The sequence below is a fragment of the Bifidobacterium sp. LH_450 genome (genome assembly GCF_056356715.1).
Genome location: NZ_JBKEUU010000004.1, coordinates 14,043 through 28,045, shown reverse-complemented (window position 1 = coordinate 28,045; position 14,003 = coordinate 14,043). Strand labels below are relative to the sequence as shown.

General features: G+C 61.9%; 12 protein-coding genes. 11 read left to right on the top strand and 1 reads right to left on the bottom strand.

All coding sequences use genetic code 11. The annotated features are described in order from the left end of the window. The first annotated feature begins 42 nt into the window (after positions 1 to 42). The 7 genes from mtnN (at position 43) to pstB (ending at position 7,144) form a co-directional block, all read left to right on the top strand. Positions 43 to 738: a 5'-methylthioadenosine/S-adenosylhomocysteine nucleosidase gene (gene mtnN / locus AC1AXT_RS06130; RefSeq protein ID WP_476540594.1), complete on the top strand. Its 696-nt coding sequence runs from the start codon at positions 43 to 45 to the stop codon at positions 736 to 738. A 130-nt stretch (positions 739 to 868) separates the two neighbouring features. After that, positions 869 to 2,134, top strand: coding sequence for a sensor histidine kinase (locus tag AC1AXT_RS06125; protein ID WP_476540592.1), 1,266 nt, complete (start codon positions 869 to 871; stop codon positions 2,132 to 2,134). Positions 2,135 to 2,153: 19 nt separating this feature from the next. After that, positions 2,154 to 2,882, top strand: coding sequence for a response regulator transcription factor (locus AC1AXT_RS06120; protein ID WP_476540591.1), 729 nt, complete (start codon positions 2,154 to 2,156; stop codon positions 2,880 to 2,882). Positions 2,883 to 2,991: 109 nt separating this feature from the next. Continuing rightward, the gene (gene pstS / locus AC1AXT_RS06115) at positions 2,992 to 4,095 is read left to right on the top strand and encodes a phosphate ABC transporter substrate-binding protein PstS (protein ID WP_476540589.1); all 1,104 of its coding nucleotides are present in this window, start codon (positions 2,992 to 2,994) and stop codon (positions 4,093 to 4,095) included. Further along, positions 4,095 to 5,066, top strand: a complete 972-nt coding sequence (gene pstC, locus AC1AXT_RS06110) for a phosphate ABC transporter permease subunit PstC (RefSeq protein ID WP_476540587.1) — start codon at positions 4,095 to 4,097, stop codon at positions 5,064 to 5,066. Before pstS ends, pstC begins: the two co-directional genes overlap by 1 nt. Then, entirely contained in the window at positions 5,063 to 6,085 is a 1,023-nt protein-coding gene (pstA, locus tag AC1AXT_RS06105) for a phosphate ABC transporter permease PstA (RefSeq protein ID WP_476540585.1), read from the top strand. Before pstC ends, pstA begins: the two co-directional genes overlap by 4 nt. Before the next feature lie 279 nt (positions 6,086 to 6,364). After that, entirely contained in the window at positions 6,365 to 7,144 is a 780-nt protein-coding gene (gene pstB / locus AC1AXT_RS06100; protein WP_476540583.1) for a phosphate ABC transporter ATP-binding protein PstB, read from the top strand. Between the two features lie 327 nt (positions 7,145 to 7,471). Here the strand turns inward: pstB and AC1AXT_RS06095 are convergent, their stop codons facing one another. Beyond that, positions 7,472 to 7,753 (bottom strand): hypothetical protein, encoded by a 282-nt coding sequence (locus AC1AXT_RS06095; RefSeq protein ID WP_476540581.1) that lies wholly within the window; start codon positions 7,751 to 7,753, stop codon positions 7,472 to 7,474. On the opposite strand from AC1AXT_RS06095, the gene AC1AXT_RS06090 reads away from it, so the two are divergent. From AC1AXT_RS06090 to rplJ, 4 genes are all read left to right on the top strand, one after another. After that, complete coding sequence (locus AC1AXT_RS06090) at positions 7,752 to 9,140, top strand: NCS2 family permease (protein WP_476540579.1); 1,389 nt, start codon at positions 7,752 to 7,754, stop codon at positions 9,138 to 9,140. The two genes, AC1AXT_RS06095 and AC1AXT_RS06090, sit on opposite strands and share 2 nt — an antisense overlap. A 579-nt stretch (positions 9,141 to 9,719) precedes the next feature. Next, positions 9,720 to 11,810: an MSCRAMM family protein gene (locus AC1AXT_RS06085; RefSeq protein WP_476540577.1), complete on the top strand. Its 2,091-nt coding sequence runs from the start codon at positions 9,720 to 9,722 to the stop codon at positions 11,808 to 11,810. A gap of 223 nt (positions 11,811 to 12,033) precedes the next feature. After that, positions 12,034 to 12,972: a metal ABC transporter solute-binding protein, Zn/Mn family gene (locus tag AC1AXT_RS06080; protein WP_476540575.1), complete on the top strand. Its 939-nt coding sequence runs from the start codon at positions 12,034 to 12,036 to the stop codon at positions 12,970 to 12,972. Positions 12,973 to 13,428: 456 nt separating this feature from the next. Then, on the top strand, positions 13,429 to 13,950 hold the full coding sequence (rplJ, locus tag AC1AXT_RS06075; RefSeq protein ID WP_476540573.1) for a 50S ribosomal protein L10: 522 nt from the start codon (positions 13,429 to 13,431) through the stop codon (positions 13,948 to 13,950). The last annotated feature ends 53 nt before the right edge of the window (positions 13,951 to 14,003 follow it).

Here is a 14,003-nt window from a genome sequence, read left to right as displayed (position 1 = left end):
CGGAATCTTACGAAATGGGACAGGCGCGGTAAAATCGCCGGTATGGCTTACGAAACGATTGCGGTAATTTCCGCGCTGGAAGAGGAAGCGGCGCACATCGCCGATTCGCTGGACGACGTCGCCGTCACTCAAGCGGCGAGCCTGAAGGTCCTTCGCGGGACGCTGCCGACCGAGCGCGGCGGCAGGGTGGATGTCGCCGTCACCGTCGGCGGCATGGGGCTGGTGAACGCGGCCGCCACGACGCAGTACCTCATCGACCTCGCAAAGCCGGACGTCGTCATCTTCTCCGGCATCGCGGGGAACCTCAATCCGGAACTGCATATCAACGACGTCGTGCTCGGCGCGACGCTGCGCTACCTCGATACCGACATGCGGCTCGTCGGCCAGTGGACCGACAGCGAGGAGTTCCATTCCGACCCGCAGCTCATGGCGCTCGCGCAGGAGGCGCTCGACGACGCCGGCATCAAGCACATCGCCGGCACGATCGCGTCCGGCAACTATTTCGTCGACGGCGACGAGAAGGTCGCCGCGGTCATCAACGCGACGCACGCCGACGCCGTGGAGATGGAAGGCGCCGCCGTGGCGCACGTCGCCGAACGCAACGGTGTGCCTGCGCTCGTCATCCGCGCGATGAGCGACAACGCCGACACCGACTACGAGGAGTTCTGCGAATTCGACGTCACCGAGTACGCCGACACCGCCGCGCGCATCGTCGTCGACACGATCCGGCGGATGTGAGATTTTGGGCGCTGCTTAAGTGAACAAGCGGTGAATCGGTGCCGAATTTTTGCCGCTTCCGTTCGGCATGCGGCGTTCCGGGCGGTATGCTTGCGCAAGAATCCTTGGAATATTTGCACAAAGGGGAGCGATGGGCTGGTGGAAAAACGCGGGGAAAACGCCGCGGCCGCAGGATGCCGCAGCCGGCGGCGACCCGCTGTTCGGCGACGTGAGCCCCAGCGAAGGCGAGCGGCTGGCGTTCCACCTTGCGCAGGCGCTGCCGGTTTCGCTGATCGTCGCGACCGCGACCGGCGCGGTGACATACTGCGACCCGCGGGCGGCGTTTGCTGTTGAGCGTGGCCGCATCGCCGCCGATGAAATCAAGCAGATTCTCGCGCTGGTGGCTGCGGATTCGGTGCAGCGCGAGCGGGAAATCGAGTTTCACGGGGAACGCTTCTTTTCGGTGCGCGTCGCCGCGCTCGGCGACAACCGGTTCGCCGTGTTCCTGCAGGACGTGACGGCCCCGCGGCGCGCGGCCGCGCTGCAGCGCGAGTTCGTGACGAACGTGTCGCATGAACTGAAGACGCCGATCGGCGCAATCTCGCTGCTCGCCGAAACAATCGGCGACGCAGCCGACGATGCCGACATGGTGCAGCACTTTTCCCAGCGCATCGTCGGCGAGGCGTCGCGGCTGGCGGACCTCGTGCAGCGGCTCATCGAGCTCGGGCGCGTCGGGAACGGGAACGGGGCGGGCGGTGCTGCTGGCTCTGACGGTTCCGGCAATCGGGCGTTCGGTGAGGACGGCGTGAACGGCGCGGATGGCGTCGCCGCGGAACCGGAAACCGATGTCGTCGCGGCCGCAGCCGACGCCATCGATGCCACGCACGCTGCGGCGCATATCGGCAATATTGCAGTGTCGCTGTATGTCGAGGGGCATAACGTAACCGCGCAGATTGCAGACCATGGCGACGTGGCCTCTGTTGGCGGGGCCCGTCCGGATGACGGTGCCGGCAGCGCTGCAGCGCCGGACGCCACCGCCCTGCCCTCCCTTCCGGTGCGGGCGAGCGCCAAGTCGGTGGGGCTGGTGCTCAAGAATCTTGTGGAGAATGCGGTACGCTACTCCGACCCGGGCGAGACGGTGCACGTCGTCGTCTCGCGGGAACCGGAAACGGACGGCGAGGCGGCCCGCGTGAAGGTGCAGGTCATCGACCACGGCATCGGCATCGCGAAAGCCGAGCAGGAGAACGTGTTCGAGCGGTTCTACCGCGTCGACCGGGCGCGCTCGCGCGATACCGGCGGCTCGGGGCTCGGGCTGGCGATCGTGCGGTCGCATGTCGAGCAGAGCGGCGGCGAGCTGACGCTGTGGAGCGCGGAAGGCGAGGGCGCCACCTTCGCCGTAAGCTGGCCGGCAGCGTAGGAAGATTCGGGAGGTTGCAATGACGAGGATCCTGATCGTGGAGGACGAGGCGTCGTACCGCGAGCCGCTGATGTACCAGCTGACGCGGGAGCAGTACGACGTCGAGGCGGCGGCGAGCGGCGAGGAAGGCTGGGAGCGGTTCCTGGCCGGCGGCATCGACCTGGTGCTGCTCGACCGCATGCTGCCGGGCATCGACGGCGTGGCGCTGTGCCGGCGGATCCGCGAGCAGAGCCGCGTGCCGATCATCATGGTGACGGCGAAGTCCACCGAAATCGACACCGTCGTCGGGCTGGAGACCGGCGCCGACGACTATGTGTCCAAGCCGTACTCCTTTCATGAACTGCTCGCGCGCATCCATGCCGTCATGCGGCGGCGCGCCAACGAAATCGAGGACGCGGGCGGGGCGGCCGGCGCGGGGTCGAACCGTTCCAGCGACAATCTTCCGCTGACGTGCGGCGACATCGAGATGCACGTCGACTCGCACCAGGTGCTCGTGCGCGGCCAGGACGTGTTCTTCCCGCTCAAGGAGTTCGAGGTGCTCGAATACCTCATCCGCAACCAGGGGAGGGTCATGACGCGCCAGCAGCTCATCGACCACGTATGGGGCTCCGACTACGTCGGCGACACGAAAACGCTCGACGTCCACGTCAAGCGCATCCGCGCCAAGATCGAGCCCGACCCGAAGAAGCCCGCGTACTTGACCACTGTGCGCGGATTGGGCTACAAGATCTCCGCTCCCCAGCGTTAAAGTTCATTCACTGTTCACCGAATTCGCTCACGGGGGAGGGTTTGGTCGCCTAGGCTGGAAAGCAGCATAAACAGCCAAGGGAAAACCAAGGGAAGTTGAGCGAACACCCATGAATAAGCGAATACTTGCCGCGTTCAGCGCGGCGGCGCTCCTCGCGGGCGTCGCGGCGTGCGGCGACAACGCTCCGATCGAGGACGCCGACACGGCGCCTTCCACGAGTTCCACAATCTCCGGAAATTTCGCCGGCGCCGGCGCTTCCAGCCAGCAATCGGCCGTTGAGTCTTGGATTTCGGGATTCACCCGCAGTAATCCGGATGCAAAAATCTCCTATAATCCTTCCGGTTCTGGAGCCGGCGTCACGACGTTCCTTACCGGAGCGACCGCCTGGGCGAGCTCCGACAAGCCGCTGAGCGACGACGAAGTGGAGGAGTCGAAGGCCGTGTGCGGTTCCGGCACCGCGTTCGACGTGCCGGTCTACATTTCGCCGATCGCCATCGCGTTCAATCTCAACGGAATTTCCGACGCCGGCAAGCACGTCAACATGACGGCTTCGACGATCGCCAAGATTTTCAGCGGGAAAATTACCCGCTGGAACGACAAGGAAATAGCCGAGCAGAACCCGGATTTGGAAATGCCGGACGTTCCGATCACGATTGTGCACCGTTCCGACAAGTCGGGCACGACGTTGAATTTCGTGGAATATCTCAAGGCCGCGGCGCCCGACGATTGGACCTATGACCTGTCGGAAAACTGGCCAAATGAAGAAGGCCAGGGCGCAAAAGGTACCAGCGGCGTCATCTCCACCATTTCGCAGGCCGACGGCACGATCGGCTACGCCGACTTCTCGCAGGTCGGCGAGCTGGGCACCGTCGCCGTGAAGGTCGGCGACGAATACGTGCCGATTTCGGCGCAGAACGCCTCGAACGCGCTGGCCGACTCGAAGGTCGTCGAACAGTCCGGCGACTCGCTGCGCGTCGTCGTCGAAGTCAACCACACGACCACCGCCGCGGAAGCCTACCCGGTCGTGGTCGTCTCCTACGACATCGTCTGCCCGGTTTACCAGGACGAGGAAACGGGCCGCTTCGCGAAGGCGTGGCTGAGCTACATCGTGTCCAGCGCCGGACAGAAGGCCGCGGAGAAGGCGACCGGTTCCGCGCCGCTGCCGGATAATCTCGTTGAAACCATCGAAAAGTCGATCGAAGGGATGGACTGATGAGTTCCCCGAAACCCGAAAGCGCCGCCGCGACGCTCGCCAAGCCGATGAGCGGCAGGCGCGCCGACAAGATCTTCAAGGGCATTGCGTACGGCTGCGGGATCCTGATCCTGGTCGTGCTCGCCGCGGTGACGCTGTTTCTTTTGTTCCGTGCGTGGCCGGTTTTTGGCAGCGACCAGGAGAAGGTGTCCAGCGTAATCTCGAAGTTTACCGGCGGAAAAATCGACGGTTTTTGGGGCTACGTAGGCCCGCTGCTGTTCGGAACCGTGCTGGTGGCCGCGCTGGCGCTGCTGATCGCCTTCTTTGTTTCCATCGGCATCGCGATATTCATTTCCCATTACGCGCCGAAAAAACTCGCCGCCGTACTGAGCTACATCGTTGATTTGCTGGCCGCAATTCCGTCGGTAATCTACGGTTTATGGGGCGGCCTGGTGCTGGTGCCGGCAATCTACCCGTTCTGGAACTGGGTGGCCACCTACCTGGGCTGGATTCCGATTTTCTCCGGTCCCGCCGCGAACCCGTCGCGTACCGTCGCAACGGTCGCCGTCGTGCTCGCCATCATGATTCTGCCGATTATTACGTCGATTTCGCGCGATATTTTCCTTCAGACCCCGCGCCTGCAGGAAGAGGCGGCGCTGGCGCTGGGCGCCACGAAATGGGAGATGATCAAGCTGGCGGTAATTCCGTTCGGAAAATCCGGCGTCATTTCCGCATCGATGCTGGGCCTTGGCCGCGCGCTCGGCGAAACGATGGCCGTGCTGATGATCCTCTCGCCGGGGCTCAAGTACTCGTTCAGCCTGCTCAAGGCGTCGCAGAACCAGACGATCGCCGCGAATATCGCCGCGCAGTATCCGGAGGCCAACGACCTTGGCGTGTCCGTGCTGATCGCGACCGGCCTCGTGCTGTTCGTGCTGACGTTCCTCGTCAACCTCATCGCACGTAAGATCACCGAGAAAGCGAGCGCGAAATGAGCGGTTCCAATCTCAGTCCCTCCCCGGCGGTTTCCGCGGCTCCGGCGCCGCCGAACGAAACCAAGCCGGCCATCGACTTCGACAAGTTCAAGCCGTCGCGTTCGGCGCTGGCCGCACGCAAACGCAAGGACGCCATCATGCGCGGGCTGATCGTGCTCGCGTTCGTCATCGCCTGCATTCCGCTGGTTTCCGTGCTGTGGACGACGCTGGTCAACGGCCTCGGGCGGCTCAACTGGAACTTCCTGAGCCATAACATGACCAACGTCATCGGCGGCGAGCAGACGTCGAACGGCGGCTACGGCGGCATCCTGCACGCCATCATCGGCACCGTTGAGATCACGTTCGGCGCGATGGTCATTTCGATTCCCGTCGGGCTGCTGTGCGCGGTGTACCTCGTCGAATACTCCGGCTCGGGGCGCCTGGCGAAAACCATCCGCCTGCTCGTCGACGTGATGAGCGGCATCCCGTCCATCGTCGCCGGCCTGTTCGCCTACTCGATGTTCACCATCCTGCACGGCCCGGGTACCATCAACGGCTTCGAAGGCTCCGTCGCCCTGTCGCTGCTGATGATCCCCACCGTCGTCAAGACGTCCGAGGAAATGCTCAAGATCGTCCCCGGCGACCTGCGCGAGGCGTCGCTGGCGCTCGGCGTCACCAAGCAGCGCACGATCACGAAGATCGTGCTGCGCACGGCGCTGCCAGGCATCGTCTCCGGCTCGATCCTCGCCATCGCGCGAGTGATCGGCGAAACGGCGCCACTGCTGATGACCGCCGGCTACATCGTGTCCACGAACGCCAACCTCTTCAGCGGCGAAATGACGACGCTGCCGGTGTACGTCTACCAGGAATACACGAAGTTCCGCGCCTTCTGCCCGGCCGACGCCGACGCATCGTGCGTGACGTCGATCCCGATGGAGCGAGCCTGGGCGGCGGCGCTGGTGCTGATCCTCATCGTCCTCATCCTCAACCTGATCGGCCGCATCATCGCGCGCATCTTCAGCGTGAAAACCGAACGCTAACGGGAGGAACCGGACCCAACTCTCCGGCCGAATCTTGGGTCCGGTTCCTCGACACGCCGCCGGGGGAGGAACCGGACCCAATCCTCCGGCCGAATCTTGGGTCCGGTTCCTCGACACGCCGCCGGGGGAGGAACCGGACCCAATCCTCCGACCGAATCCTGGGTCCGGTTCCTCGACACGCCGGTCGGGGAGGAACCGGAACCAAGGCGGACCTACGAAATCTTGTGGCCGACGAAACGGCCGCGTCGCAAGCGCAACGAAAGGAGCGTGACCCAGACCATGGGACAGCGCATTGACGTCAACAATCTCAATATCTATTACGGATCGTTCCTCGCCGTCGAAGACGTGAACATCAACATCGAAGCGAACAAGGTGACCGCGTTCATTGGGCCGTCCGGCTGCGGCAAGTCGACGGTGCTGCGCACGCTCGACCGCATGCACGAAATCGTTCCCGGCGCCCACTGCACCGGCGAAGTGCTGCTCGAAGGCGTCAACCTTTACGGCAAGGACGTCGACCCGGTGGCCGTGCGGCGCGATGTCGGCATGGTGTTCCAGCGGCCGAACCCGTTCCCGACGATGTCGATCCGCGAGAACGTGCTCGCCGGCGTGCGGCTGAACAACAAGAAGATCTCGAAGTCCGACGCCGACGACCTCGTCGAGTGGGCGCTGCGCGGCGCCAACCTGTGGAACGAGGTCAAGGACCGTCTTGACAACCCGGGCGTCGGACTGTCCGGTGGCCAGCAGCAGCGCCTGTGCATCGCGCGCGCCGTCGCCGTGCACCCGTCGGTGCTGCTGATGGACGAGCCGTGCTCCGCGCTCGACCCGATCTCCACGCTCGCCGTCGAGGACCTCATCAACGAGCTGAAGAACGACTATACGATCGTCATCGTCACGCACAATATGCAGCAGGCCGCGCGCATCGCCGACTACACGGCCTTCTTCAACCTCAAGGCGGTCGGCCAGCCCGGCCACCTCGAGTACTTCGCCGACACGACGACGATGTTCAACAACCCCCAGAACATCGAAGCCGAGCGCTACGTCTCCGGCCGCTTCGGCTGAGTTCCCGCAGGAACCGGACCGCACCTCCGGCTCCTTTCCTCGGTCCAGTTCCTCGCGGCCCGGCGTGTTGAGGAACCGGACCTAGGATTTCCGCACACTGCTGGGCCCGGTTCCTCCCGAGCCGGCGTGTTGAGGAACCGGACCCAGGATTTCCGCACACTGCTGCGTCGGGTTCCTCCGGGGCCGGCGTGTTGAGGAACCGGAACCAAGATTTCCCGCTTGTGCTGGGCCCGGTTCCTCCCGAGCCGGCGTGTTGAGGAACCGGATCCCTAAACCGACACGCTCTCGGCGTGTCGGTTTTTCTGTTGGCGATGGTGCCAAACCGTTTCAGCAATCTTGAATAGTGCCCGCTTGCGTTGCAGCAAGCCGCAAAACCCACCCAGCGCAACCACTGTGCAGAAAACCGTCAAAACCAATCGTTCCGTCGGGTATTTCTTCTGTTCGTAACAAACCTTCTGCTAACTTCGTGATGTTCCGTTTTTCCGTCTGCCCCCGTTTTCCGGCTCCTTTCGTCGGCGTCGCCGGGCTTGCTGAAGCGGCACCGATCCAACCGATCGCATAGAGACTAGACCCCTTAGAGACTAGAAGAAAAGAAATCGAGTTCCACATGGAGAAATTCTTCCATCTGAAAGAAAACGGGACCACTGTTTCCACCGAGGTGATGGCCGGCCTGACGACGTTCTTCGCGATGTCGTACATCATCATCGTCAATCCGCAGATCCTGACGCAGACCGGCATGCCGTGGGGCGGCGTCTTCCTCGCCACCATCATCGCGTCGATCATCGGCACGCTGATCATGGGCCTGTTCGCGAACGTGCCGTACGCGCTGGCTCCGGGCATGGGCCTGAACGCGTTCTTCACGTACACCGTCTGCTTCGGCCTGGGCTTCACCTGGCAGGAAGCGCTCGCGATGGTGTTCATCTGCGGCCTGATCAACATCCTCATTACCGTCACCAAAATCCGCAAGATGATCCTGCGCGCCATTCCGGTTCCGCTGCAGCACGCCATCGGCGGCGGCATCGGCCTGTTCGTGGCGTACGTCGGCTTCCTGAACGTCGACTTCTTCCAGTTCACCGTCAAGGGCGACGCGCAGTCCGGCGACGCGATCGGCGCGACCCCGGGCATGGCGACGCTCAACAACCCGACGCTGTGGCTGTTCCTCATTTCGCTCGTGCTGGCCATCGTCTTCACGATCTGCAAGGTCAAGGGCGGCATGCTGCTCGCCATCATCATCGCCGCCGTCATCGGCATTCCGATGGGACTGACGAACATGTCGGATTCGGTGTCGTTCGGCGACATGTTCTCGCAGCTTCCGGAAACGTTCGGCGCGCTGTTCAGCGGCGAAGGCTTCGGTTCGCTGTTCAGCAACCCTGGCCGCATCCCGCTCGTCCTCGTCACGATCTTCGCGTTCTCCATGTCCGATACGTTCGACACGCTCGGCACGTTCATCGGCACCGGCCGCCGCACCGGCATCTTCTCGAAGGAAGACGAAGACGCCGTCGAAAATTCCTCCGGTTTCTCCTCCAAGATGGACAAGGCGCTGTTCGCCGACTCGATCGCTACGTCGATCGGCTCGATTTTCGGCACGTCGAACACCACGACGTACGTGGAATCGTCGGCCGGCATCGCCGCTGGCGGCCGCACCGGCCTGACGTCGGTCGTCGTCGCGATCTGCTTCGCGCTCTCCGCCTTCTTCGCGCCGGTGATTTCCGCCGTTCCGTCCGCCGCGACCGCCGGCATCCTCGTCGTCGTCGGCTGCATGATGGCGGGTTCGCTGCGCGAAGTGCGCTGGGATTCCATCGAAGAGGCGATCCCCGCCTTCTTCGCCGCCGTCTTCATGGCGTTCGCCTACTCGATTTCGTACGGCATCGCCGGCGGCTTCATCATGTACTGCCTCGTCAAGACCTGCAAGGGCAAGGCGAAGGAAGTGCACCCGATGGTCTGGATCGTCTCCGCCCTCTTCATCCTCGATTTCATCTGCATGGCCATTCTGTGATGCCGGCTCCCACCCGGGAGCATGCGTCTAGAACTGAGAGCCCCTCACGCGTTGTGAGGGGCTTTCTTTGTTCCGGTTCCTCCCGTCCCGGCGTGTTGAGGAACCCGACCCAAGATTCGGGCGGAGTATTGGGTCCGGTTCCTCCCGTCCCGGCGTGTTGAGGAACCCGACCCAAGATTCAAGGAGGAATGCTGGGTTCAGTTCCTCCGAGGAACCGGAGTCAAGATTTCGCCCGGCTGCCGGCTCGGGTTCCTCCGTTCGCGGCGTGTTGAGGAACCCGACCCAAGATTCCGTTGGGCTGCTGGGTCGGGTTCCTCCGTCGCCGGCGTGTTGAGGAACCGGACCTAAGATTCCGTTGGGCTGCTGGGTCGGGTTCCTCCGTCGCCGGCGTGTTGAGGAACCCGACCCAAGATTTCGGTGGGCTGTAGATGTCCGGTTCTTTTCGCCTTGAGACTGGGAAACCGGTTTTGGTCAATCTCTTGGACGAAATCAGTGATTTTGTATGCTTGATGGCAATCAGTACGCTCTAAATGAACGGAGCGTGAGGTCCGGATTCCAATGGGGAAAGAAGGGGAGAGGATGAACCGTATTGTCTGTGCGGTCGCAAGAGTCGCGGCGTTGATGTTGACCGTTTTGCTGGTGGTTGGTGTGACATGGGGAACTTCGTTCGGATTCGTACCGACCGCTTCCGCAGTCGAAATCTCGGAGTCCGATACGGCGGAGGAAAGCTCGGTAACGCTGGGTTATGACGAATCTGAGGTCCAGGAGGAAAAAGATTCCCCCAATTCGGTGAACGTGGGTGGTACGTCGTCGGATACGGTGCAAGCCGAGGAAGGCCTGATTAAAGAAACGATAGATAGCGACGGAGCTGCTGCATACCAATCGCAAGAGGCATCGTTGGGCGATGCGAACATCGTGACATGGAGCGGTCTGTCTGTGGAGCTCACCGTCCGGCTATTTAGTGTCAACGGCCAGCCAATCGAGGGCGCTGGTTTTTGCCTCGGTGATCATCTGGGAGTCTGCTATGACTCGGCTATCACCGATGAAGAAGGCGTTGCAATCCTTGAAGTGCCGTATTATTCCGATGTAGGCAGCGGAGAAGGCCTGCTGTACCAGACATCAGTGCCTGCAGGCTACAAGCAGTTCACGGAGCCTCAATGGATGTGGTTCGATGATCCAGGGTATACGGGAGAGCTCGTCGCTGAATGGACTTGGGGTTGGGTGTTTGACTATCTGGGAGTCGCCTACAACGAGACCGATCCTGTCCAAACGGGCAACCTAGCAGCGGAGCTCATCATTTATCAAGAGCCTCTCACTAGCGACGTTCAGGTTGAACTTGCCGCCAGAGATCCGTCTGGTGAAGCCATCCCTGACGCCGAGGTGTGTGCAACGTTGGATCTTGATGAAGTTTCCGCTTCGTTGTTGCCCCTCCTTCCTGACGCATACTGGGATGAGCAAACAAACTCGTCGGTGCCTGTCTGCGTGACGGCTGACAGTGCCGGCAACGCCGTATTTGCGTTTGATGCGTTGCCGCTAGGCGGGTACGCCTTCGTGCTGGAAGAACAAGCGAGTCCTGACCGTTACACTGCTGCGCAACAGGCGACATTGCGATTCACGGTGGGAGCAGATGAAGATGATGCTGCCGTCTTGGTTGCTGCCGATTTTCGATTGACGTCCACGGACGGAGCATGGTCGCTCGACGCTGAGCAGCCATTGGTGACGCTGGTGAATGAACTGAATATCGCTAATTTGTACCTCACCCTCCTTGATTCGAATAACCGATCGAAGGCGCTTGGCGGCGCAGAGTTCTGCTTGGTGGATGTTGGTGGCAGCAACCGGCCGGACTTGGAACCGGAGAGTGGGTGCATCACCACGGATGCCAACGGCCAACTGACGCTGACGTGGAGAGGCGTGACGTCCCAAAGTGATTCGTATGCGTTCGATCTGGTGCAGACCTCGGCGTCAGCGTCGTATACTTCAGCTGGCGCTTTGATGACGATTACGCCTCGTTGGAGCGCTCAAGACAATCTGCCGTATTATGAGTTGACGAGCTTCGGGAGCATGTCGGCCATTGATTCTTTCTCCCTGGACACCAGCAATAATCTGTTGCTCACCGTGTTGAACGACTTCTCTCCGGTTACCGACGTTCGGATCACACTTGTCGACAAGGACGTCGAAACGCTGAAACTGGCCGGAGGTCAGTTCAGGGCGACGATTGACCCCGGGTCTTCGAGCGCACCCCCTGAAGGTTTTTCCGAAGTCACGTCGACTGTGACTGGCGATGACGGGGTTGCCGTGTTCTCGTTTGACGGCCTGACCGCTGGCGGAGACTATTGCTACAGGCTCAGTCAGATTAGGGTGCCGGATGACTACGAAGCGCCGGACGACCCCGCCGACGACGTATTCTGCATCAACGTTGATGGAGGTGTGCCGAGGGTGTCGTATGTGTACGCGCAGTATCCATGGTCGTTTGACGAAGAGACCCCGGACGGCATGATGGCTGCGTTTACGGTGGTCAATACCATGCCGCGTTACGTGCTGCCGGCCACTGGTGGGTCATCGAGGAGGTTATGGATTGCCGGCATGGTGATTGCCTCGGTCAGTGCCATCGGCGTGTCTGTTCTGTGCTTTGAATGGCGTCGGCGCCAGTGTCGTCCCTTTGCTTATTGAGAATTGTTCTCAATAAGTGATAGAGTGGCTCCGTCGAGAGAAGATTCGGCGCCCGGACTGCGCGGGGGTTGGCAGAATGGAAGCGGGAATCTTCGGCAAACGCACGAATCTTTGGCGGTGAAACCGGCGAACGGACGAAACGCAAGGAAGAAGCGCAACGGAAAGGGACGCCAATGAGGCGCAATCTTACGGAAACGGCAACGAAAGGGACGGACAAGGGCTGATGAAACGCAATCTTAAGGAAATGCTGAAGGTGACGGCGGCGCTGGTGGCCGCGGTGACGATGACCGGCTTCGCCGTCGGCTGCGGCGCGTCGTCGTCGCAGGAAGCGAGCTCCGGCGTGGGCTCGAGCGACGCGAACTCGGTCATCGCAGTCGTCGCGTCGACGAACATCTGGGGTTCGCTGGCGAAGGATCTGGGCGGCAAGTACGTCGACGTGACGTCAATCCTGAGCAATACGGGCGTCGACGCGCACGACTACGAGCCGACGACGAACGACATCGCGAAGTTCGAGCACGCGCAGGTTGCCATCGTCAACGGCGCCGGCTACGACGAATGGGCGACGAAGGCGGCGGATTCGTCGAAGGCGGTCGTCATCGACGCCGCGGAAGAGGGCGGCAAGAAGACCGGCGACAACCCGCACGTCTGGTTCTCGTCGGAAGTGCGCAACAAGACCGCCGACGCCATTACGCAGGCCTACGAAAAGCTGCTGCCGGCCGACAAAGCCGAATTCCAGAAGCTCAACGAGGAATGGCACGCGAAGGAACAGGACCTCGAAAACGAAATCGCCGAAGTCAAGAAGGCCGATCCGGACCTGTCGTACGCGGCGACCGAATCCGTCGCCGACTACCTGGCGGCGGAGCTGGGGCTGGGCGATGTGACGCCAACCGGCTACAAGAGCGCGGCCGCCAACGAAAGCGAGCCGACGGCTTCCGACATCTCGAAGTTCGAGGAGCTGCTCAAGAAGGGCGATGCGCACCTGCTGATCATGAACTCGCAGGAACCGTCGACGCTGTCCGACCAGCTGGTCGCCGCCGCGGACAACGGCAACGTTCCGGTCGTCGACATGACCGAAACGATGCCGTCGAAGTACGACAGCCTCACTGACTGGCTTACCGACGAAGTCAAGAAGATTCAGGAAGCGCTCGCGCCGGCAGAGTAGTCAGGCGCGTACCAGCCTGTGTGCCGACCGACAGCCAGTTGGCTTCGCGACGCCGATATGAGGTATCTTCGCAAAGTAGGAACGTCACGAACCGCTCTCCGCTTCCGCGAAGCGGGGAACGGCTCGCAAAACGTTAGAATTTCAACGTTTTGCGAGCCGGACTACTTTGACGACGTTCCTACTTTGCGTAGATAGGGGGCGCTTTGGGAGGGGCGACACGCCGTAAGTCCGCGACTCCCCGTACTCTTTTCTATTTGTAAACCACAGACCGTTGGTTGAACGTCCGGCGACGGGCGCTCCGAAGTTTGGTTCGCCAAGCCAGCGCAGGTTGAGAATGAAAGCCACGCCGCATTGCGGCCGGCCGATGATGCTCTGCCTGTGCGCAGGGCTTTTTTGTTGCGGCATCGCGCCGCGGCGGCGTTCCGAAAGTCAACGGCCGACTTAGGAAGGAACGCCATGAAGAGGCCCGAAAAGGAAGCGGTGGTCGCCGAGCTTACGGAAGATTTCCGTAACGCCGACGCGATCTACCTGACCGAGTACCGCGGGCTTACCGTTCCGCAGATCTCCGATCTGCGTGAAAAGCTAGGCCGCGATACTTCCTACACCGTGGCAAAGAACACGCTGTTCCGCATTGCAGCCAAGGAAGCTGGCATCGAAGGCCTGGACGACGCCCTGAAGGGCCCGACCGCCGTCGTCTTCGTTTCCGGCGACTACATCGACGCTGCCAAGATCCTGCGTGACTTCGCCAAGGAAAACAAGGCCCTTATCGTCAAGGGTGCCTATGCTGACGGCACCGTGTACGACGCCGAGGGTGCCAAGCAGCTGGCCGAGCTCAAGAGCCGTCCGGAACTGCTCGCCGAAATGGCCGGTGCGCTCAAGGGCAAGATGTCCGAAGCCGCCCGCCTGTTCAACGCACTGCCGACCAAGTTCGTTCGCACGGTCGACGCGCTGCGCGAGAAGCAGGAGAAGGCCGCCTGAGTTCACTGCGGCTCGCCGCGTGAAGTCGACGCCCCAAACGTTTCGACAAACAA

What these genes read in the sequence shown, in the direction of transcription:
- rplJ (WP_476540573.1), top strand. Translation starts at nt 13,429, where the DNA reads ATGAAGAGGCCCGAAAAGGAAGCGGTGGTCGCCGAGCTTACGGAAGAT.
- AC1AXT_RS06085 (WP_476540577.1), top strand. Translation starts at nt 9,720, where the DNA reads ATGAACCGTATTGTCTGTGCGGTCGCAAGAGTCGCGGCGTTGATGTTG.
- AC1AXT_RS06120 (WP_476540591.1), top strand. Translation starts at nt 2,154, where the DNA reads ATGACGAGGATCCTGATCGTGGAGGACGAGGCGTCGTACCGCGAGCCG.
- mtnN (WP_476540594.1), top strand. Translation starts at nt 43, where the DNA reads ATGGCTTACGAAACGATTGCGGTAATTTCCGCGCTGGAAGAGGAAGCG.
- pstS (WP_476540589.1), top strand. Translation starts at nt 2,992, where the DNA reads ATGAATAAGCGAATACTTGCCGCGTTCAGCGCGGCGGCGCTCCTCGCG.
- AC1AXT_RS06080 (WP_476540575.1), top strand. Translation starts at nt 12,034, where the DNA reads ATGAAACGCAATCTTAAGGAAATGCTGAAGGTGACGGCGGCGCTGGTG.
- AC1AXT_RS06125 (WP_476540592.1), top strand. Translation starts at nt 869, where the DNA reads ATGGGCTGGTGGAAAAACGCGGGGAAAACGCCGCGGCCGCAGGATGCC.
- AC1AXT_RS06090 (WP_476540579.1), top strand. Translation starts at nt 7,752, where the DNA reads ATGGAGAAATTCTTCCATCTGAAAGAAAACGGGACCACTGTTTCCACC.
- pstC (WP_476540587.1), top strand. Translation starts at nt 4,095, where the DNA reads ATGAGTTCCCCGAAACCCGAAAGCGCCGCCGCGACGCTCGCCAAGCCG.
- pstA (WP_476540585.1), top strand. Translation starts at nt 5,063, where the DNA reads ATGAGCGGTTCCAATCTCAGTCCCTCCCCGGCGGTTTCCGCGGCTCCG.
- AC1AXT_RS06095 (WP_476540581.1), bottom strand. Translation starts at nt 7,753, where the DNA reads ATGTGGAACTCGATTTCTTTTCTTCTAGTCTCTAAGGGGTCTAGTCTC.
- pstB (WP_476540583.1), top strand. Translation starts at nt 6,365, where the DNA reads ATGGGACAGCGCATTGACGTCAACAATCTCAATATCTATTACGGATCG.